Origin of the sequence: Paenirhizobium cremeum (genome assembly GCF_047553425.1) — a bacterium.
In the GTDB taxonomy this organism is placed as follows: domain Bacteria; phylum Pseudomonadota; class Alphaproteobacteria; order Rhizobiales; family Rhizobiaceae; genus Allorhizobium; species Allorhizobium cremeum.
Window position 1 is genome coordinate 40,865 of sequence record NZ_CP180218.1, and the last position, 18,940, is coordinate 59,804.

An 18,940-nucleotide genomic window follows, 5' to 3' on the forward strand; every position below is an offset into this window, starting at 1 on the left:
CTCCGGACGCCAGCCGGCGACGCGCGGGTGTGCGTGGCCGGAACGTCCATTGAAGCCCGAGATGTCTCGGGTGCAGGTTTCAGGGAGACGCTGGCCGGCTCACATTTCATGTGGTCCGACGTGTGCTTGACCGCATGGACGACAATTCGTCCACCTGCTTACTCGCGCCATTGGCGGATCAAGGTAAGCGGTCGCTTTTCGCGATGGCCATTTGGTAATTCGGGCTGAGTGGCCCGTCAAGCCCTTCGGGGAAGACGGACCCGAGGCGATGCGGCATCCATCCGCAGAATTGATCGGCGATGGCGGTTGTGATCTTCTTCGCAAACTGCCCTCGAGAACGATGTCGGGAACTCGTCTTGCGCATCCACCACCTCAACTGCGGCTCGCATTGTCCCGTCGGAGGGCGCCTGTTCGACGGAACGAGCAATGGGCTGTTCGCACATATCTGCACGCACTGCCTGCTCGTCGAGACCGCGGATTTTTTGGTCCTTGTCGATACCGGCTATGGATTGAAGGACGTGATGCGGACATCGGCGCGAAGACTGCCGCTTACATGGCCGCTCATCCTCAACACCCGTCTGCGCGAAGGGGACACGGCTATCCGGCAGATCGAAGCGCTGGGCTTTTCGGCGCGGGATGTGCGACACATCGTACTCACGCATCTGGATTTCGACCATGCGGGCGGTATCGCGGATTTTCCGCAAGCGAGGGTCCATGTCATGACCGGCGAACGGAAAGCGGCGGAGAACGCGAAAGGGTTCGTCGCTCGGCAGCGCTACAGACCTTCAATGTGGAAAGACGTCACGGATTGGCGAATGTACGAAGCGGAAGGTGAAGCGTGGTTCGGGTTTCGGTCGGTCCGCGACCTCGATGGCCTTCCGCCCGAGATACTGATGATTCCGCTGCCGGGCCACACGACCGGCCATGCCGGGGTCGCGATCAGGTCGGGCGACCGCTGGCTCCTGAATGCAGGAGACAGCTTCATGCATGATCGGCAACTCGATGGGGTCCATCCGTACTGCCCAACGGGGATCGAAATCTATCAGGCCATCATGAGCACCGATCGGTATGCCCGCCTCGACAACATCGAGAGACTGCGTGATCTCAAACGGGATCACGGTTCGGAAGTGCGCATATTCGCCTCGCACGACAGCATTCAACTGGCGGCTATGCGTGGAGAGGCGCCATCGCGTTAGCGGCCGGTATGCGCCGCGATGGCCGTGCGTCCTCAAGACCTGTGGCCGCGGACTATCCGGTCCCGACCATTTTCATTCGCCATTGCCGATCAAAGGGGCGAGCTTACTTCAAAATCGATTAGTTCGGCGGGACAAGGTCATAGCGGTTGGCCGAGCCGAGATACCGGGCGGCTGGCCTGTCGAGGGAGAGATGCGGTCCCAAATCGTGGCGGGCATCGTTGAGTGCCTTCCAGAGGCCTTCATTGCCGAGCGATGGTATCGTGACGAGTTCGCCAGCGTCGAAGCCGGATAGCGCAGCATCGACCATCTGCCCTGCGTCCATCATCATTCCTGCGGGGATGACGGAGCTGTCGAGACCGGCGCGTTTGAAAATCTCAGTCTTGGTGAAGCCGGGCATAACCGCCTGGATGCGGACGCCCTTGGGCCGAAGTTCGGCATCGAGCGCCTGTGTGAGCGAGAGCACAAACGCCTTTCCGGCAGCATAGCTTCCATTGAAGCTTTCTGGCATCAGAGCGACGACGGACGCAATGTTTATAATCGCTCCCGCGCCTTTGGCGACGAATGTCTTTGCGGCTGCGACAGTGAGTGCATGCAGCACATTGACGTTCAGATGCACCACTTGGTCGAGGACCTCCTCGCTGGAGTCCAGGACACTGCCGCTCGGCGCGATGCCTGCGCTGTTGACGAGAAGTTCGATATTCTCCTCTTCTCGGATGCGCTTGAGAAGAATGTCGAGGTCGCTATGCCTGCTCAAGTCGAGAGACAGCGGCGTGGTGGAGACTGCGTAACGCTCAGTCAATTTATTGGCGGCGTTGCGCAGTCGTTCAGGGTCTCGGGCGACCATGATGAGGTCATGGCCTCGGGCGGCGAGCCGGTCGGCGTAAACCGAACCGATGCCGGAGGATGCTCCCGTGACGATGGCAATGGGTCTGGTCATGGCAATCTCCTTAAATTGGCTGACAGGGACTTACCGCGCGTGAACTTTTCGGTCGCGCCATCGGGCGTCAGGCGGCATGGCCGACGGGGAGGGCGCTTACCTGGGACGCAGCGGGCCGCGCATGGCGCTCGGCCCAGTCAAGCGCGAAGTCGGCGACCTCTTCCCAGCCCGCGTCGATGCAGGTGAAATGCGAACGGTCGTCGAATATCTTGAGTTCGGTGCGAGACGCCCCGCGCTTCTGCTTGTCGTAGATCGCTCTCGTCATGCTGGCATCGGCGATGAGGTCGAGGCCGCCGCCGATCAGGAGGAGCGGCGCGCGGTCGGGATTGTCCCAGCGGATTTTTCCGACCGACGTCAGGATGCCGTCCCAATAGACCTTGCCAGCCGTCGGCACGATATAGCGATCGTAGTAATCGTCGACCCGATCCTTCGGGAGCGTATTGGCGAAGCGCGTGCCGAAGAACCGGCGCGACATATGCATGGTTCGCTTCCAGCTGCCCCAGGAGGCCAGCACCGGGAGGGCGGAGACGATCGAATGGATGCCGAGGCGCACTCCGGTCGTCGGCGCCGGATCGATCGCGACGCCGGCGACCCCGAGACCGCGGTCGAGCAGTATCTGGGTCCAGACCCCGCCGGCAGAGTGGCCCATCAGGATGGGCTGCTCCGGCAGCTTGCGGATCTCGGCTTCGAGGTGGTCGACGATCGCCTTCACGCCGACCGTCTTGAGCATGGGATGCGGATTGGCCCGCAGATCGGCCGGATCGCCGTCGTCATACGGCCAGTTCGGGGTCACGACGGAGTAACCCTTGGCTTCGTAGCGGGCCTTGAAGCCTTCCCAGCTCTTCGCATTCAGCCAGGCTCCGTGGATGAGCATGATTGTCTTCGTCATCGGAATTCTCCTTGTCGTGCTGTCCGGGCCCGGATGTCTCAGGACGAGGACTTGAAGAACGCCAGCAAGTCGGCGTTGATGACGTCCGGATGGGTCGTGCACATGCCGTGGGGCAGGCCCGCATAGGTCTTGAGCGTGCTGTTCTTCAGCAGCTTGACCGACAGTGGTGCGGAATCGGCGTAAGGCACAATCTGGTCGTCGTCGCCGTGCATCACCAGCACCGGAAGATCGATCTTCTTGAGGTCTTCGGTGAAGTCGGTTTCCGAGAAGGCCTTGATGCAATCGTAGTGGGCCTTGGCGCCGCCCATCATGCCCTGCCGCCACCAGTTCTGGATCACGCCCTCCGAGACCTGGGCGCCCGGACGGTTGAAGCCGTAGAACGGACCCGCCGGCACGTCGCGGAAGAATTGGGCGCGGTTGGCGACCAGCGCAGCGCGGAAGCCGTCGAAAACCTCGATCGGCAAGCCGCCGGGGTTCTTTTCGGACTTGACCATGATCGGCGGGACGGCACCGATGATGACGGCCTTGGACACGCGGCCCGGTTTGGAGCGGGCGACGTAATGGACGACTTCGCCGCCACCCGTCGAGTGACCCACATGGATGGCCCCCTTGAGGTCGAGCTTTTCGGCGAGCGCCGCGACGTCGGCGGCGTAGGTATCCATCTCGTTGCCGGTGTCGGTCTGGGTGGAGCGGCCATGACCGCGGCGGTCATGGGCGATGACCCGAAAGCCCTGACCGAGGAAAAACATCATCTGGTTGTCCCAGTCATCGGCAGAGAGCGGCCAGCCGTGATGGAAGACGATGGGCTGGGCGTCGCGCGGGCCCCAGTCCTTGTAGAAGATTTCGGTGCCGTCCTCGGTGGTGATGTAAGACATGATCGAGTTCCCTTCTTCGGTTGCTTTTTCTGCGGTGGCGGCCGGAGCCATCTTCGGGAGAGCCGCGACGGCGAGCGCCGCGCTTCCTCCGAGAAGCATGTCGCGCCGGGTCGCGGTGAACGAAGCCTGTGCGATTGTGGTGGCGTTCATGGTCGTCTCCTTGGCGGGCTGAATGCCTCTGTTCGACGAGATGAAGCTTGGCGGAGCGGGCGATGTAACGCGAGTAAAGCGTCGTAAATCTCTGAGAATCGAAGTTCCGGGTGGCGTGCGGCCATAAGGAAAGGGACCTGGCCGCGTGGGCCCGGTCCCCTCCGGAACACGATCGGACTGTCGTCAGGCTGCGACGAACCTGTAGGCATCGCCCTTTTTTTCGGCGTATCCCACGCCTGGATAGGTCCAGTGGTAACCGAGCAGCTTCAGCTTTTCATTTGCGGCGCGGTCGAGCAGGTCACGCCGATTTTTGAGTGCGAGCTCTGCATCGGTGTCGAATCCGAAATGCCAGCGAGGATGCTGAAAGAAGATGACGTCGCTTGTGCAGGCGTCACCCGTGATAACGAGGTTGTCGCGGCCGGCGAGTTCGATGGAGATATGGCCGGGCGTGTGGCCGGGCGTATCGACGATGGACATCCCCGGGACGATCTGATCTCCTTCCTTTACCCGCGTGATACGGTCCTCGACGGCGAAAAGGTCTCGTCGGGCGCCCTTGGCGAAGCCATGCAGCGCGGCCGGCCGGCGCGTTTCGAAGTCCTTGTCGGTCCAGAAATCCCACTCCGCCTGGCCGATGAAGTACTCGGCGTTGGGATAGAGGAGCGTCCCGTCGGCGGCGGTCGTCGCACCCGAGTGGTCGGGATGGGCGTGCGTGAACACGATCTTGGTGATCGATGCAGGATCGACCCCGTTTGCCCTGAGATTGTCTGCGAGGCGTCCGGCACTGGGCTGGAAGTTGCCGCCGGCCCCGGTGTCGATCAGGATCAGGTCGCGGCCGTAGCGGATCAAGGGAACATTTGCCTGGACCCTCGCGCCCGTCTTGTCGCCGCCCATGGATTGCAGGATCGGTTCGCGAAGCTCGGGTGTGGCGTCAGGGAGCAGGATCTCGGCTGAAAGCGTGAGAAAGCCGTCGCTGAAGACCGAGATATCGAAATCTCCGTGGCCAAATCGATGCATGGCCTGAGCATAGGCGGGAACTTCCGCCACGCCTGCCAGCGCCGCGCCTGCCGCAAGTGAGAGGAATTGCCTTCGATCGATCGCATACGGGTGAAAATTGGTCATCGACATGTCTCCGACAGATTGGGTTGAACACGTCAATTCTGGGCGCATGCCTGCCTGCGGCCGAGTGAATGCTTGTGAATCGGTGCGAAAGGGCCTCGTCTTCTTAACCGAAGAATGAGGTGAGCCCGTCAAGACCGGCAGTCGCGGTGCGAACGATGAGGAGGCCCCGGCCGATCTGGCGCGCCGGCGAGGCGTGCGGAGGCACGACTTTCCTGCCCTCTTCCAGAAACAGAAGTTTCAGCGCTCTCGCGGGACCGGGTTCCGTCGGCTCGGCCGGAAAGAAAACCGCAAAGTCGAAGTCGTCGACGACGATCTGTTCGATGGTAAGCGCGTCGGCGATGTCGCTCCGGGCCACTTTATCGCCCAGGAATTTTGCGATCTCCGGCTCTTCCGAAAACTTGCGCATGTGGCCGGCGACGGCGGGGAAGCCGCCGCCTTCGCAAGCAAACACGACCTCAACTCCCGAATGCCGGAGGGCATTGCAGCTCCTTGCGACGTCCAGAGCAAGATCCCTGTCGGGGAAACCCGCTCTATCCTCGCCGTCCAATATAATCAGTGCTCTGAAGGGAAGGGTCGCCATGCCAATGCCTCTGTTGCCGACAGAATATGAGCGCGGCTGCGGGCGAGCCAGTGAGGCGTTGTAAATCGAAGTAAAGGAGGCCGATCAGTGTAGAGCCCGGCGATCGGGTGCGTTAGGCTCGGCGGCGGGCAAGTCGACAATCTCGCTCTCTCCATCGGCGCCAAAAGCCGGCGGCAGCCACGGGAGGCTCGGGTCGAACCGTCTTTCCCATGCGATTGCGCCCTGTGTTCTCGCTTCGGTCCTGCCTGCCTCGAACCAAACGTCAGCAAGCGCGGACCCGTCTGGATCGCCACCCTCAAGAACCAGATGGCCCTTGATCCGAAGCAATTCCGGTTTGCACCAGCGCTCTCCCGACGTCTCGCAATGCGCAAGCGCCTCTTCGATCTTCACCACCGCTTCATCGAAACGGCGCAACGCCGCCAGCGCCTTCGCTTCGACCGATTGGAAATAGGTCTTGAACAGGACGAAGCCGGCGCGGTCGAGGATGGCCATGCTGGCCCGAAGCTCCTCCAGGCATCCGGGGGCATTTCCCTCCCAGAGCTTCACCTCCGCCTGGAAACAACTCGCATAGCAGTGCCAGACATCCAGCGACAGCGACTTCGTATGGTCTTTCAGCAGCGCGATATAGTCCCTGGCAAGGTCGATCTTGCCGGCCAGCAGCGCAAGCGGGCACGCGGCCTCCGCAAGCACGTTGGCCAGGGACAATTCATGTCCGATGGAGATGGCCTGTTCGACACAGGCCTGAGCCTCCGACAGCGCCCGTTCGCTCTCGCCCAGAACCCAATGGTCCCGAGCGAGAATGATTCTGGCGGTGATCCGCTGATCGAACTGGAACCGGGTCGTCTGGCTGGTCGGCAGAGCGTCGTACTCGGCGATCATCTGCGTCAGGATTTCGCGCGACTGCGCATGTCGTCCAAGCCAATGCAATGTCGCGCCCAGGATGCGCCTTGCGACGATCCGGTCCGCCGGATCGCGGGAACCCGCCGCAACAGTCGCGAACTGATTTGAGCATTCAAGCCCCAACTGAGGCTGCGCGCGGTTTATTGCATCGACCCACATGGCCCATATCGCACGGAGTTGATAGTCGACATCGCCGAGACGTTCCGCGATCCGCAAGGCCTCGGTCCACGCGTTGATTCCCTTCTCCGGGATCTCGGTCGACCGCATCTGCGGCCAGCCCAAAGCGGCGTAGAGTTTCATCCGGCGCCGCTCGTCGGCATCGGGGTGGGCGTCGAGATAGGCAATCGCCTTGGTAACGGCGGTGAAGCACTCGTCGAGAAGCGAAAGACGGAAGAACAGCGGCAGGGCTGCGACAGTCAGCCGGACGCCCGTCATCTCGTCGCCGTCGGGCTCGAACGCCCATTCCAGGGCGAGCCTCAGGCTTGCGACATGCTGCGAAAAATCCTCGGACCAATCGTCCATCGATGCGAGGTAGAGTTCCTGTTCGCCCCTCTCGAAAAGGCTGGACAGATATTCGGCGAGCCGCAGCATGATCGAGCGATGGCTTCCGCTCTCCATGAGCTTCTCGGCGGCATAGAGGCGCGTCGTGTCCAGAAGGCGGTACCGGGTGGTATCCGACAGGGCTTCAGCGACAACGAGCGACTTGGCAACCAGGGTTTCGACAACGTCTTCGGGATCGGCAAGAACCGCCGTGGCGGCATCGGCCGTAAACCAGCCACGGAAAACGGACAATCGCTGGAGAGCCGTCTGCTCCACGGGGGAAAGGACATAGTAGCTCCAGTCGAGCGTTGCCCGCAGCGTTTGATGGCGCAGCAACGCCGTTCGCCTGCCTCTGCTGAGAACCCTGAAACTCTCCTTCAAGGATGTCGAGAGGGCTTTCACGGACATGGTGTCCATTCGTGCGGCCGCCAGCTCGATGGCGAGCGCGATACCGTCCAACTGCCGGCAGAGTTCCACAACGTGTACCACGTCGTCTTCGCCGAGCCGGTAACCGCCCCTGCACGCGGCCGCGCGCTCCACGAAAAGTTGGACTGCAGGCGACAGGGAAGCCTCCGATGCCGACGTTCCGGTTTCAGGCAGTTCCAGGGGGCTGAGACGGTGTACCCATTCCCCGTAAGCCCTCAAGGGTTCCCGGCTTGTGGCGAGGAACCGCGCCGACGATGTGCGCCCAAGAATGGATTCCACGAAAAGTGCCGCTTCGTCGACGACATGTTCGCAACTGTCGAGCACGATGCAGATGTCGCGCTCCTCCATCACATCCGCTATCTCCCGGTCGATGTCGTCGGACCTTGAGAGAATGTCGAGCTTGGACGCCACTTCGGTCGAGATGAGTTCGCCCGAGCTCAATTCGGCGAGATCCACCCAAACGACTTCCGTGGACGATCGCCCCAGCACGGCACGCGCCACGGTGGACTTCCCGATGCCGCCGGGCCCAACGATGGTCAGAAGCCGCACGTTGAGCAAACGCTCGGACAGTGCCTCCACCACCTGGCTGCGTCCGAAGACCCTGGCGTTGATACGGCGTTCCGCAGGTGTCGGCTGAGCCGGTTTCCGGACCTCCATTTTCGAGACGGGGTTTGCGAGCGGCGTTGCCGCAGCGATGAAGGTATAGCCGCGACCGGGGACATTGTTGATATACCTGGGTTCGCGTTTGGTGTCTCCGAGAGCCTTGCGGATCGCGGAGATATGGACGCGCAGATTGGTTTCGTCCACGAAGGTGTCGGGCCAGGCGTGGCGAATGATCTCTGCGTTTGTGAGCAACTTCCCTGCGCTGGCGGTCAGGCAAGCCAGAATGTCGATCGCACGGCTTCCCAACGGAACGGGATCGCCATCCCGCGTCAGCGTACGCTTTCCCGGACTCAAGACGAACGGGCCGAACTGGACCTCGTCTTCCACCATCTTCCCGCCTTCCGCCGGACCGACATCGGCCGCTTAACTGGCTATGCCTATCGAAGGATCAGGATAGCGAGCTTCGTGCGACAAGCAATACAATCTGACAATTGTTAATTGTGTTGCTTGGTTATGCCTGGGCCTGAAGCATTTCCGGCGAAGAGAAGACCGCCTTCAGTGCTCGTCTTCTTGTTTCTACTGTGTTGAAACCGCTCTAGCCCGCAGAACTGAACCTGGTCGTCTTGGCGTTGTAGCCCAGCTTTTCGGAGACCTCGTTTGCTGCGGTCAAAAGGCTTTCGAGATAGGCGTCGCGATTGCGCAGTCCGTCTTCGCGCGGGGTGACGAGGCACAGGGTCGCGATGCAGACGCCATCCGCCTGGAAGATCGGCACGGCAAAGCAGTGGGTGAAGTTCTCCACTTCGCTGTTGAAGGTGAAGAAGCCGTCGCGGCTCGCCTGACGCACCTGTGCGATGAAGTCTCGGGGCTCCATGCGTTTGCCGCTCGGCAGGACAAAGTCCTCCGGCGGGATGAGGTCAACGATCTCTTGGTCGCTCAGGTGGGAGACCAGCAGACGACCCGAAGCCGTCCAGACGATGGAGACGAGTTCACCGACATTGGAGGAGATGCGGAATGGCCGAATGCCTTCCCGCATCATGGCGACGGTGTATTTGCGGCCTTCCAGCAAGCACATCTGCGCCGTCTCGCGTGTCTCCTCCGCCAGCCGCACCAGCATGCGGTCGCATTCCCGCATCAGGTCGAACTGTTCGGCATAGGCCGTTCCAAGGAAATAGAGGCGGCGACCGAGAAATACCCGGCCGTCTCCCCCCTGGTAATCCAGCATCCCGTGACTGAGCAGCAGGTTGACCAGTTCATAGATCGAAGAGCGCGGCGCGCCGATTTCCGACGCGATTTCGTTCGGCCGCATGGGCTGACGCTTCACGCGCAGGAATTCGAGTATCTCGAAAGCGCGATCCAGTCCCCGCGTGCGTCGCGAGATCGTGTCGCCTACGGCTTCCGTCATGCTCTTCTCCATAGTGTTTTCAGGCGCGATCGGCGCGATAAGCGATGCAATCCACCTCGACCTTGCAATCGACCATCATCCGCGACTGGACGCAAGCGCGCGCCGGCGGGTTTTCGCCGAAGTACTCGGCATAGACGCCGTTGAAGCTCCAGAAGTCGCGCGGATCGTCGAGCCAGACGCCGACGCGCACCACGTCCTCGATGCCGTAACCCGCCTCATGCAGGATGGCAATGAGGTTCTCGATCGCCTTGCGGCTTTCCTCAACGATGCCGCCGCGGACGATTTCACCCTTGTCCATCGGAACCTGGCCTGAAACATGCAGCCATCCATTGGCTTCGACCGCCCGTGCGAAGGGAAGGGGCTGTCCGCCCGCGCCGGTTTCGCCTGCACCGTAACGCTTTATCGTCATTGCATTCTCTCTTTTCTTTTAGTTGAAGCTGGATGTCTTGAGGAATTCGGCAAGACGTTCCGTCTTCGGCCTGATGAACATTTCCTTGGGATCGCCCTCTTCGCAGATGACGCCCTGATTCATGAAGATCACGCGGCCGGAGACCTCATAGGCGAAGCGCATCTCGTGGGTGACGAGCAGCATGCTCATGCCGTCGGCAGCCAGGTCTTTTATGACCTGCAGCACTTCGCCGACGAGTTCCGGGTCGAGCGCCGACGTCACTTCGTCGAACAGCATAAGCCGCGGCGCCATGGCGATCGCACGGGCGATGGCAACGCGCTGCTGCTGGCCACCGGAAAGCTGGCCGGGGTAGTGGCCCCCGCGTGTGCCGAGCCCGACGCGATCAAGCCATTTTCCGGCGATGGCCTCGGCCTCGTCCCGCCCCATTTTCTTGACCTTCACGAGACCGAGCATGACGTTCTGCAGCGCCGTCATATGCGGAAAAAGGTTGAACTGCTGGAAGGCCATGCCGGTCATGGCGCGCTGGCGGGCGATTTCCTTTTCGCTCTTGCGCTTGCGGCTCGCCCCGGAATGTTCGTAGCCGATTTCCTCCCCTGCCAGCCGGATAGACCCGCCCTGGAATTCCTCCAGCATGTTGATGCAGCGAAGCATGGTTGTCTTGCCGGAGCCGGACGAGCCGATGATCGAGATCACCTCGCCCTCCTGCATGGTGCAATCGACGCCTTTCAGGACTTCGAGCGTCCCGTATCGCTTGTGCAGATCCTTGATTTCGAGAAGTACCTTGCTCATGACATGCAGCCTCAGGACGGGACGGCGGTCTTGCGCTCGACATATTTGCCGAAGCGTTCGATGCCATAGTTGATGACGAAATAGAGAAACCCGGCGAAGAAATAGAACTGCAGGCTCATGAAGTTCCGGGAGATGATCTCCTGTGTGCGCAAGAGCAGTTCCGCGACGCCGATGACGGAAAGCAGCGTCGAGGCCTTGACCATTTCCGCTGCCGTGTTGACCCAGGCCGGCAGAAACTGCCGCAGCGCCTGTGGCCAGAGCACGTAGGCGAATGTCTGTCCGAAGGTCAGGCCGATTGCCTTTGCGGCCTCGGTCTGGCCTTTCGGGATGGCCTGCAGGCCGCCGCGGACGATTTCGCCGACATGCGACGAGCAGAAGATGGCCAGCGCCAGGACACCGGCCTGGAATGGCCCAAGCTCAATGCCGACGGTCGAGAGCACGTAGTAGCTTGCGAGAACCAGCACCAGCACCGGCGTGCCGCGGATGAAATCGGTATAGGTCCGCATGACGAACCGCAGCATCCGGTTGCCATAGACGAGCGACAGGCCGACGATGACGCCGAGCAACGAACCTGCGACGATCGACAAAAGAGAGATCGACGTCGTGACGCCAAGGCCCTTGAGGATGACGTAGCGCGCGAGCCAGATCTGGTCGAGGAAGGCGGGAAAATCCATCATGACATTACCTCGGTACGGCCAGACGCCGTTCGGCGACACGCATCAGCGCCGCAAGCACGGAGCAGGTGGCAACATAAAGAGCCGATGCGACAATCCAGGTTTCGATAACGCGGAAGGTTTCGACATTGATCTTGCGCGCTTCGAAGGTCAGTTCCGGAACGGCGATCGCAGCGGCAAGCGACGTATCCTTGAACAGCGAGATCACCGTTGAAGACAAGGACGGCAGGACGTTGCGCAACATCAGTGGCGCGATGATCGAGGTGCGGATCTGCATCGGCGTCAGGCCGATCGCCAGTCCCGCTTCCGTCAGTCCCCTCGGGATCGACAGGAGGCCCGCGCGAAACACTTCCGCGAGATAGGCGCCGGAATAGATCGCGAGCACGGCGATGAAACTCTCGATCTTGCCAAGACGTATGCCGAGCTGCGGCAAGGCGAAATAGGCAAAGAGAACCAGGACGAGGATCGGCAGGTTCCGGATGATCGTGACGTAGGTGGCTGCCGGAGCCTTGACCCAGCCGCTTTTCGAAATCAGCGCGAAGGCGACAAAGAGACCGATCACGGCGCCGATCAGAATGGAAGCAAAAGCCAGGCCGAGACTGAGCAGGAGGCCTTCGAGCAGTTGGTCGAAGCTGCGCCAGACGGCGGCAAAATTGAGCGAGTAGCCCATAGTGTCATCCTGCCATAGCGGAATGGGAGAGGACGAAGGACAGGTGTCCTCCGTCCCAAGGGAGTTTCGAGGTTTACTTGTATTCGACCGGGAAGCCGATCTGCGGCGGCGCCAGATCCTTGCCGAACCAGGTCTTGTAGGACTTGGCATAGAAGTCGAATTCCACCCCGGTCATGGCTTCATGCAGCGCGGTGTTGACGAAGTTCAGCCAATCCTGATCGCCGCGCTTGACGCCGCAGGCATAGGTCTGCGGATTCCAGCCATATCCGGCGTCCTTGTAGCGGCCGGGGTTCTGCGTCATGTACCAGGCGAGGGACGACTGGTCGGTGGCGGCGGCATCCGCCCGGCCGGATTCGAGCGCCTGATAGATCAGATCGACGGAATCATACTGGTCGACCTTGGCCTCGGGCAGCGCGGCATGGACCATGTCTTCGGCATAGACGTTCTGCAGCACCGAGATGGTGACGGACGAGCCGGCCGCCTTCAGGGCCGCGTAGTCGGCATATTGGCCGTCAGCCTTCAGCATCAGGCCTACACCCTCGCGGTAGTAGGGGATGGTGAACGCAATCTGCTGGGCGCGTTCGCCTGTCACCGTCATGAACTGGCAGGTCAGGTCGACCTTGTCGGTGGTGATGTTCGGGATGCGGGCATCCGACGACTGGTTGACATATTCGATCTTGTCCGGGTCGCCGAAGAGCGCCTTGGCCACGATGCGGCCCATGTCGACATCGAAACCCTGAAGCTTGTCGTCGGCGCTTTTGAAGTGCCAGGGCGCATTGGTGCTGCCCGTGCCGAGCACGAGATGGCCGCGCGCAAGAACCTCGTCAAGCTTGCTGCCGTCTGCGAGTACCGGCGAGGCGGAAAGGAAGGTGGCGGCGACCAGCGACATCACGCCGGCGCGGAAGGAAATGTTCATGGCGGTTCCCCTTGGATTTAAGTCGTCTATCAATCCAATATAGCGGACATATGTCTGTTTTACTGGATTGATATATGAAGTCCTATGAGAAAGGTCTTGTCAATAGCCACGGATCGCGCATCGGCATATTGCTGTCGCGTCGCGGAATTTTCGGCGATGGATGAGTTGCGAGCCTTGAGGAGAGCGGGCTCTTTTTCGACTGACGACCTTGCCATTGTCGATACGCCGGCAGTACCGGCCGATCTCCCTGTCGCAAAGACAATATCGAGCGTTTTCAGTCCTATGCGGGATCGTCCGGGACTACGCGTCCGACCGGATATCGAGGTGCACAAGCCCTGGATGGGTGCGCGCGGGCCGCCGCTGGGGAGGCGGGACCGTTGGAGGGGGCAGGAAGGTCGTCACCTCCGGCGGGAGGTGCAAAACGGCTTCGTTCTCCCTTCCTGGGTGAAAGGGAGAACGCTTGTCAACAGGCTGGCCGATTGCCGGTAAGATCGTCAGGCAGGCCGTTCGGAAGCGCTTGGGCGCCACTTGATGAGATGCTTTTCGGCGATGTCCAGGATGCTGTCGATAATCAGCACGAAGATCGCGAGGATCAGGATGCCCGCGAAGACGCCGACCGCATCGAAATTGCCTTCCGCCTGAGCGATCAGATAGCCAAGCCCGGCGGAGGAGCCGAGATATTCCCCGATAATCGCTCCGACGACGGCAAAACCGACCGAGGTGCGCAGCGACGAGAGAATCCAGCTTGCCGCCGCGGGGAAGTAGACGTGGCGGAGCAGGTCCGACCGCCTGGCTCCCAGAATGCGGGCATTCGACAGCACCACCGGGTTCACTTCACGCACACCCTGCATGGCGTTGAAGAAGGTGACGAAGAACACCAGCGTCACGGCGAGCGCCACCTTGGACCAGAGGCCGAGGCCGAGCCAGAGGACGAAGATCGGCGCAAGCACGACGCGGGGGATTGCGTTCAAGCCCTTGATGAAAGGGTCCAGAATGCGCGCCGCCGAACGGCTGAGGCCGAGCCAGACGCCCGCCGCCACGCCAAGGGCCGTTCCGACCAGATAGCCGAGCACGGTTTCCGTCAGGGTAATCGCCACATGGCTGTAGAAGCCGGCGTCCATGATCCAGGATACCACTTGATTGAAGATGTCGACCGGAGCCGGGAAAAAGAAGACGTCGATGATGCCGGCCGTGACGCCGAGCTGCCAGCCGCCGACAATGGCGACCAGCAGCACGACCTGGATGAGACGTTCAGTCATGGCGTTCATAGCTTTTCTCCACTTCGCCGCGCAGCGATGACCAGATGTTGCGATAGAGATCCAGGAAGCGTGGATCGAGCTTGATTTCCGCGACATCGCGCGGACGTTCGAGATCGACGGGGAAACTGTCGATCACGCGCGAGCGCGGTCCGGCGGCAAGCACCACAACCCGATCCCCAAGGGCAATTGCCTCTTCGAGGTCGTGCGTAATCATCACCACGGCGCGCCGTTCCTCCTGCCAGAGCCGCAACAGCTCATTCTGCATCAGGTGTCGGGTATGGATATCGAGCGCCGAGAAGGGCTCGTCCATCAGGATGACCTTGGGGCCGGTAATCAGCGCCTGCGCCATCTGCACCCGCTTGCGCTGACCGCCGGAGAGCTGATGCGGGTAACGGTGCTCGAACCCTTTCAGTCCGACTTTCGCGAGCCACGTCATCGACTGCTCGCGTCGCTCCGCGGCGCCCACACCTTTGAACATGGGGCCGAGCTCCACATTCTCCAGCGCCGTCTTCCACGGAAGCAGCGCATCCTGCTGGAACAGATAGCCGATGTCGTTCTGGACACCGCGCACCGGCTGGCCGTCGATCGAGACTGTGCCGCTCGACGGTTTCAGAAGGCCGGCGATCGCGTTCAGAATAGTGCTCTTGCCGCAGCCGGTGGGTCCGACGATGGCGAGAAACTCGCCGTCGGCGACGCTCAGATTCACGTCCTGCACCGCCACATAGGCGCCGAAGGACATGGTGACGCTGTCGATGGAAACCATCGACTTCGCCTGACGCGGACTGTCCGCCGGGGGTTTTGTCTTCACTACAGCCAATGCCATGACCTCCTCCTGTCAGTTGGCGACGACGGTGCCGACCTTGTCGACGAACGCGTTCGTGTAGGTCTTCGTCAGGTCGATTTCAGCCGTCGCGACTTTTTCGTTGAAACTCTTCAGGACGGCGAGCGGCGTCTTGATGTCTTCCTCGTCGATACGCCCGTCCTTGGAAAAGATCGCCTTCGCGTTCTCGACCGCCTTGATGTAGGTATCGCGATCCCCGGAGATGAACTCCTTCGGCAGCTTGTCGACGATCTCTTCGGCGGAGTGGCTGTTCATCCATTCGAGCGCCTTGACGGTCGCATTCGTGACCTTCTGGACAGTCTCGGGATTGTCGTCGATGTAGCTCTGTGTCGCGTAGAGAACGGAGGTCGGATAGATGCCGCCGTAGATCGCTTTGGCGCCTTCGTCGCTGCGTCCGTCGATCAGGATCTTGCCGACGCCCTTGGCCTCGATGAAGGTTGCCGCAGGGTCGTAGTTGACCAGGAGGTCGACCTTGCCCTGTTCGAGTGCGGCGACCGCCGCCGAGCCGGAGCCGACGCCGATCAGGGAGACGTCGTTTGCCGACAGGCCGTTGCGCTGAAGATAGTAGCGGACGAAGAAGTCGGAAGACGAGCCCGGCGAGGTGATGCCGATCTTTGCGCCCTTGATCGTCTGCGGCTTGGCCGGATCGAATGCGCTGCCCTTGCCGCCGGCCAGCACGAGCCCGGAGTTGCGGGCGAGCTGCACGAAGGCGACGACGGCCTTGTTCTGCGACTGCATCTGGATCGTGTGGTCATAGAAGCCGACTGCAATATCCGTCGAGCCGGCCACAAGCGCCTGAAGCGTCTTCGAGCCACCCGATGCGAAGTTCTCGACGGTCACGTCCAGGCCTTCCTTCTCATAAAGGCCGAGACCCTGGGCGACCGGGAAAGGCAGATTGTTCAGGTTGTAAGAGCCGACACTGATGCGGACGGGGTCCGCGAAGGCGGAACCGGCAAAAGCGACTGTTGCCGCGAGGGCGAGCATGAATTTACGCATGATATTCTCCTCCTGTTGGTGGTGCCCTCCCGGCAACCACGGTTATTATGCCGCACAACCCAGTTGCGTGACAGGTTTTGCGAAGACTTGTCCGTCGAACAGCCGCCTGGCTGTCCGCAGTATCCCGGCAACGATCTTGCCGTCTCTTTCATGAAGCTTGACATTCAGTTGGCCGCTGGGGTGCTCGATGGAAAGCACCAATGGCGGTTTGCGGGCGCCGACAAGAAGGGAAGCAACCGTGCCGTCGGTGATGCAGGCGGTCGCGATCCCGACGGCGCCGGTCGTCGCAAGCGAGGGATGGCATTGATGCGGCATGAAATAGCGCACATTGATGTCACCGCCTGAGTTCGGCCTCGATATGAGGACGGGCTTCGGGGTCACCTGATTGCGCACGTCGCCGAGGCCCATCCGCTCGCCGGCCGCGATGCGCAGCGTTTCGAGCCGTTCCAGCAATTGCCTGTCGGCATTGAGTTCGGCCGCTGTCTCGAAGCCACTTGCGCCGATCGCGGCAGCCTCGATCAGCATCATCGGCATCGCACAGTCGATGCAGGTGACAGCCACGCCATCGATCACGTCCACCGGCTTGCCGGTCGGAAAAAGCTGGCCTGTCCGCGCTCCCGCGGCATCCATGAATGTCAATGCGATCGGTGCTGCACGGCCTGGAACGCCGTCAATTGCAGCATCGCCGAGATAGGAGACGACGCCGTCCGGAGTGGGAACTTCGGCGTCGATCAGCTTGCCGGTGTTGACGTTGTAGATCCGAACGAGCGTCGTTCCCCTGCGTGCGGGGACAAGCCCGGCTTCGATGGCAAAGGGGCCAACCGCAGCCAGCATGTTGCCGCAGTTCGGGGAAGTATCGACGATCTGTTGATCGACGCGCACCTGCGCAAAGAGATAGTCGACATCGGCGCCGGGAATACTCGGCGGCCCGACAATGGCCACCTTGCTCGTGACGGGGTTGCCGCCGCCAATGCCGTCGATCTGCAGCGGATGGCCCGAACCCATTACCGAGAGCAGGATCCTGTCGCGCTCACGAGTATCGGCGGGAAGATCGCGTGCGAGGAAGAACGGTCCCTTCGAGGTGCCGCCTCTCATCAGTACGCAAGGGATCGCGAGCAGGTCGTTCATCGCTTGTGCTTCCGTTGAAATTATGTCATCGCCGTATCAATTGGCGCCGTTTGATCCAATTATCGGAAGAAGCGTTTATTTGTGAAATGCTAAGAATCGGAGGATTGATGCAAGATGAGCATTAATTGCGAGATACTCGATCTTCGAGCCTTCCTCAGCGTCGTGGAACTGGAGAGCTTTCATCGCGCGGCCGACGCTCTGCATCTGTCACAGCCGGCGCTGAGCCGCCGCATTCAGAAACTCGAGCAGGTCATAGGGGCGCCGCTCCTGGAACGGACAACCAGGCATGTGTCCGCGACAGCTCTCGGTACCGAGCTCGTGCCGCTCGTCAGGCGCATGCTGGAGGAGTTCGACGGTTCGCTTTTTGCGGTCCGTGACGTCGGACCCAATCGAGGCGGACTGGTGACGATCGCATGCCTGCCCACCGCGGCGTTCTATTTCCTGCCGACCGTTATCCGCCAGTTCAATGCGGAGTATCCGAACATCCGCTTTCGTATCCTCGACTTGCCGGCGACCGACGGTCTTCAAGCGGTGGCGCGAGGGGAGGTGGAGTTCGGCATCAATATCATGGGCACATCGGACCCGGATCTGGTGTTCGATCGGCTCGTGGAAGATCCGTTTGTGCTGGCTGCACGCAGGGATCACCCGCTCGCCGCCAAGTCTACGGTCGGATGGGCGGAGCTTGAGCCCTACCATCTGATTACCGTTCATCGATCGAGCGGCAACAGAACCCTGCTCGACGCGGCCCTGGCGAAATCGAATATCAAGCTGCGCTGGTTCTACGAGGTAACCCATCTGTCCACCTCCCTCGGACTGGTCGAGGCAGGCCTCGGCATTTCGGTGCTTCCCCAAATGGCAACCCCGCGGGAAGATCATCCGTTTCTGGTCACCCGCCCCATCCGCAATCCGGAGATATCGCGCACCATCGGCGTGGTTCGCCGCCGCGGCGGCACCTTGTCCCCGGCGGCAGAGCGGTTTCTCAAGATGCTGATAGATGTATGGGGAGGCGATTGAGACGCATGAGGGAGCCGACAGCGTCAGGTCGAACGCTTCACAGGCCACTCGCGGTCGTCATTGACCTCAAGCTCCGCCTCACGTCTCGCCCTGTTTTTATTTAAGGAAGATGGCCACGGGAAAGGCGATGCCGGTGGTGGACGTCGCTTTCGATGCGTAAATCAGGGTCGAGCAGCCCCTTGAAGGCGACTGCCGGAGGTCCATTCTCGCCTCTCCCGCGCATACCACGGTCTTGCCGCCGAAGTTGCGCGGATGGAGTGTCGAGGTGCTCGTTCCAGATATGCAGACCTCTGGATCAGTCTTGGACCGTCCTGGTTCAGGAGGGGAAGAGCTTGAGCCACCATTTCCCCGAAGGTTGGCGATATTGCAATCACCGCCCCGGATGCGAGGACGATCTCGCAAACAACCGCTCGTGCCTTGATGTCTATGTATCTCACGCCCGGTATGCCTAAAGGCAATGTCGGCACGATGGGATCGAGAATCACGTTTATTTCCGTTGGCGTCACGCCGTTCAGAATGAACGCGACAGCTCCGTATTGGCTGTATCGGTAGCTCCGGACAATGAGATCCTCCGGCAGAGCGCCGGCTTGACGCGTAATCTCAATCGCAATTCTGTAGCTCATTTCT

The 18,940-nt window shown here is 61.1% G+C and carries 19 protein-coding genes; 2 read left to right on the forward strand and 17 right to left on the reverse strand.

Translation table 11 applies throughout. The features are described from left to right. The first annotated feature begins 356 nt into the window (after window positions 1–356). Window positions 357–1,196, forward strand: a complete 840-nt coding sequence (locus tag ACLBKR_RS20465; protein ID WP_113339923.1) for an MBL fold metallo-hydrolase — start codon at window positions 357–359, stop codon at window positions 1,194–1,196. Between the two features lie 118 nt (window positions 1,197–1,314). Here the strand turns inward: ACLBKR_RS20465 and ACLBKR_RS20470 are convergent, their stop codons facing one another. The 16 genes from ACLBKR_RS20470 to ACLBKR_RS20545 all read right to left on the reverse strand — a co-directional run bounded on the left by ACLBKR_RS20470 (window position 1,315) and on the right by ACLBKR_RS20545 (window position 17,299). Further along, complete coding sequence (locus tag ACLBKR_RS20470; RefSeq protein WP_113438293.1) at window positions 1,315–2,133, reverse strand: SDR family NAD(P)-dependent oxidoreductase; 819 nt, start codon at window positions 2,131–2,133, stop codon at window positions 1,315–1,317. Window positions 2,134–2,200: 67 nt separating this feature from the next. Then, window positions 2,201–3,022 carry an alpha/beta hydrolase gene (locus ACLBKR_RS20475; RefSeq protein WP_113438294.1) on the reverse strand — a complete coding sequence of 274 codons (822 nt, stop codon included), beginning with the start codon at window positions 3,020–3,022 and terminating at the stop codon, window positions 2,201–2,203. 38 nt (window positions 3,023–3,060) lie between these two features. Then, complete coding sequence (locus tag ACLBKR_RS20480; protein ID WP_113448021.1) at window positions 3,061–4,047, reverse strand: alpha/beta fold hydrolase; 987 nt, start codon at window positions 4,045–4,047, stop codon at window positions 3,061–3,063. A gap of 183 nt (window positions 4,048–4,230) precedes the next feature. After that, window positions 4,231–5,166: an MBL fold metallo-hydrolase gene (locus ACLBKR_RS20485; RefSeq protein WP_414901985.1), complete on the reverse strand. Its 936-nt coding sequence runs from the start codon at window positions 5,164–5,166 to the stop codon at window positions 4,231–4,233. A 103-nt stretch (window positions 5,167–5,269) separates the two neighbouring features. Then, the gene (locus ACLBKR_RS20490; protein ID WP_162757787.1) at window positions 5,270–5,617 is read right to left on the reverse strand and encodes a hypothetical protein; all 348 of its coding nucleotides are present in this window, start codon (window positions 5,615–5,617) and stop codon (window positions 5,270–5,272) included. Between the two features lie 213 nt (window positions 5,618–5,830). Next, window positions 5,831–8,605, reverse strand: coding sequence for an ATP-binding protein (locus tag ACLBKR_RS20495; protein ID WP_414901988.1), 2,775 nt, complete (start codon window positions 8,603–8,605; stop codon window positions 5,831–5,833). 205 nt (window positions 8,606–8,810) lie between these two features. Continuing rightward, window positions 8,811–9,617, reverse strand: a complete 807-nt coding sequence (locus ACLBKR_RS20500) for an IclR family transcriptional regulator (protein WP_113339926.1) — start codon at window positions 9,615–9,617, stop codon at window positions 8,811–8,813. 19 nt (window positions 9,618–9,636) lie between these two features. Further along, a complete protein-coding gene (locus tag ACLBKR_RS20505; RefSeq protein WP_112826994.1) occupies window positions 9,637–10,026 on the reverse strand; it encodes a RidA family protein in 390 nt (129 codons plus the stop codon). 18 nt (window positions 10,027–10,044) lie between these two features. Then, window positions 10,045–10,815, reverse strand: coding sequence for an amino acid ABC transporter ATP-binding protein (locus tag ACLBKR_RS20510; protein WP_112826995.1), 771 nt, complete (start codon window positions 10,813–10,815; stop codon window positions 10,045–10,047). Between the two features lie 11 nt (window positions 10,816–10,826). Continuing rightward, on the reverse strand, window positions 10,827–11,489 hold the full coding sequence (locus tag ACLBKR_RS20515; protein ID WP_414902067.1) for an amino acid ABC transporter permease: 663 nt from the start codon (window positions 11,487–11,489) through the stop codon (window positions 10,827–10,829). 7 nt (window positions 11,490–11,496) lie between these two features. Further along, window positions 11,497–12,159 carry an amino acid ABC transporter permease gene (locus ACLBKR_RS20520; RefSeq protein ID WP_112826996.1) on the reverse strand — a complete coding sequence of 221 codons (663 nt, stop codon included), beginning with the start codon at window positions 12,157–12,159 and terminating at the stop codon, window positions 11,497–11,499. Between the two features lie 73 nt (window positions 12,160–12,232). After that, complete coding sequence (locus ACLBKR_RS20525) at window positions 12,233–13,075, reverse strand: transporter substrate-binding domain-containing protein (RefSeq protein WP_112826997.1); 843 nt, start codon at window positions 13,073–13,075, stop codon at window positions 12,233–12,235. Window positions 13,076–13,569: 494 nt separating this feature from the next. Next, window positions 13,570–14,343 carry an ABC transporter permease gene (locus ACLBKR_RS20530; RefSeq protein WP_112826998.1) on the reverse strand — a complete coding sequence of 258 codons (774 nt, stop codon included), beginning with the start codon at window positions 14,341–14,343 and terminating at the stop codon, window positions 13,570–13,572. Then, a complete protein-coding gene (locus ACLBKR_RS20535; RefSeq protein ID WP_112826999.1) occupies window positions 14,327–15,157 on the reverse strand; it encodes an ABC transporter ATP-binding protein in 831 nt (276 codons plus the stop codon). The genes ACLBKR_RS20530 and ACLBKR_RS20535 overlap by 17 nt, the downstream gene beginning before the upstream one ends. 12 nt (window positions 15,158–15,169) lie before the next feature. Further along, window positions 15,170–16,171 carry an ABC transporter substrate-binding protein gene (locus ACLBKR_RS20540; RefSeq protein WP_414901993.1) on the reverse strand — a complete coding sequence of 334 codons (1,002 nt, stop codon included), beginning with the start codon at window positions 16,169–16,171 and terminating at the stop codon, window positions 15,170–15,172. A 45-nt stretch (window positions 16,172–16,216) separates the two neighbouring features. Beyond that, complete coding sequence (locus tag ACLBKR_RS20545; RefSeq protein ID WP_113448026.1) at window positions 16,217–17,299, reverse strand: 4-oxalomesaconate tautomerase; 1,083 nt, start codon at window positions 17,297–17,299, stop codon at window positions 16,217–16,219. Between the two features lie 114 nt (window positions 17,300–17,413). On the opposite strand from ACLBKR_RS20545, the gene ACLBKR_RS20550 reads away from it, so the two are divergent. Continuing rightward, window positions 17,414–18,313: a LysR family transcriptional regulator gene (locus ACLBKR_RS20550; protein ID WP_112827002.1), complete on the forward strand. Its 900-nt coding sequence runs from the start codon at window positions 17,414–17,416 to the stop codon at window positions 18,311–18,313. 161 nt (window positions 18,314–18,474) lie between these two features. On the opposite strand, the gene ACLBKR_RS20555 is transcribed toward ACLBKR_RS20550, so the two are convergent. After that, a complete protein-coding gene (locus ACLBKR_RS20555) occupies window positions 18,475–18,936 on the reverse strand; it encodes a hypothetical protein (protein ID WP_113448027.1) in 462 nt (153 codons plus the stop codon). Window positions 18,937–18,940: the final 4 nt, after the last annotated feature.

Excerpts from the sequence above, each read along its gene's own strand:
- ACLBKR_RS20505 (WP_112826994.1), bottom strand. The coding sequence starts at position 10,026 with ATGACGATAAAGCGTTACGGTGCAGGCGAAACCGGCGCGGGCGGACAG.
- ACLBKR_RS20525 (WP_112826997.1), bottom strand. The coding sequence starts at position 13,075 with ATGAACATTTCCTTCCGCGCCGGCGTGATGTCGCTGGTCGCCGCCACC.
- ACLBKR_RS20470 (WP_113438293.1), bottom strand. The coding sequence starts at position 2,133 with ATGACCAGACCCATTGCCATCGTCACGGGAGCATCCTCCGGCATCGGT.
- ACLBKR_RS20535 (WP_112826999.1), bottom strand. The coding sequence starts at position 15,157 with ATGGCATTGGCTGTAGTGAAGACAAAACCCCCGGCGGACAGTCCGCGT.
- ACLBKR_RS20480 (WP_113448021.1), bottom strand. The coding sequence starts at position 4,047 with ATGAACGCCACCACAATCGCACAGGCTTCGTTCACCGCGACCCGGCGC.
- ACLBKR_RS20540 (WP_414901993.1), bottom strand. The coding sequence starts at position 16,171 with ATGCGTAAATTCATGCTCGCCCTCGCGGCAACAGTCGCTTTTGCCGGT.
- ACLBKR_RS20495 (WP_414901988.1), bottom strand. The coding sequence starts at position 8,605 with ATGGTGGAAGACGAGGTCCAGTTCGGCCCGTTCGTCTTGAGTCCGGGA.
- ACLBKR_RS20515 (WP_414902067.1), bottom strand. The coding sequence starts at position 11,489 with ATGGATTTTCCCGCCTTCCTCGACCAGATCTGGCTCGCGCGCTACGTC.
- ACLBKR_RS20485 (WP_414901985.1), bottom strand. The coding sequence starts at position 5,166 with ATGACCAATTTTCACCCGTATGCGATCGATCGAAGGCAATTCCTCTCA.
- ACLBKR_RS20550 (WP_112827002.1), top strand. The coding sequence starts at position 17,414 with ATGAGCATTAATTGCGAGATACTCGATCTTCGAGCCTTCCTCAGCGTC.
- ACLBKR_RS20510 (WP_112826995.1), bottom strand. The coding sequence starts at position 10,815 with ATGAGCAAGGTACTTCTCGAAATCAAGGATCTGCACAAGCGATACGGG.
- ACLBKR_RS20475 (WP_113438294.1), bottom strand. The coding sequence starts at position 3,022 with ATGACGAAGACAATCATGCTCATCCACGGAGCCTGGCTGAATGCGAAG.
- ACLBKR_RS20530 (WP_112826998.1), bottom strand. The coding sequence starts at position 14,343 with ATGAACGCCATGACTGAACGTCTCATCCAGGTCGTGCTGCTGGTCGCC.
- ACLBKR_RS20545 (WP_113448026.1), bottom strand. The coding sequence starts at position 17,299 with ATGAACGACCTGCTCGCGATCCCTTGCGTACTGATGAGAGGCGGCACC.
- ACLBKR_RS20500 (WP_113339926.1), bottom strand. The coding sequence starts at position 9,617 with ATGACGGAAGCCGTAGGCGACACGATCTCGCGACGCACGCGGGGACTG.
- ACLBKR_RS20520 (WP_112826996.1), bottom strand. The coding sequence starts at position 12,159 with ATGGGCTACTCGCTCAATTTTGCCGCCGTCTGGCGCAGCTTCGACCAA.
- ACLBKR_RS20555 (WP_113448027.1), bottom strand. The coding sequence starts at position 18,936 with ATGAGCTACAGAATTGCGATTGAGATTACGCGTCAAGCCGGCGCTCTG.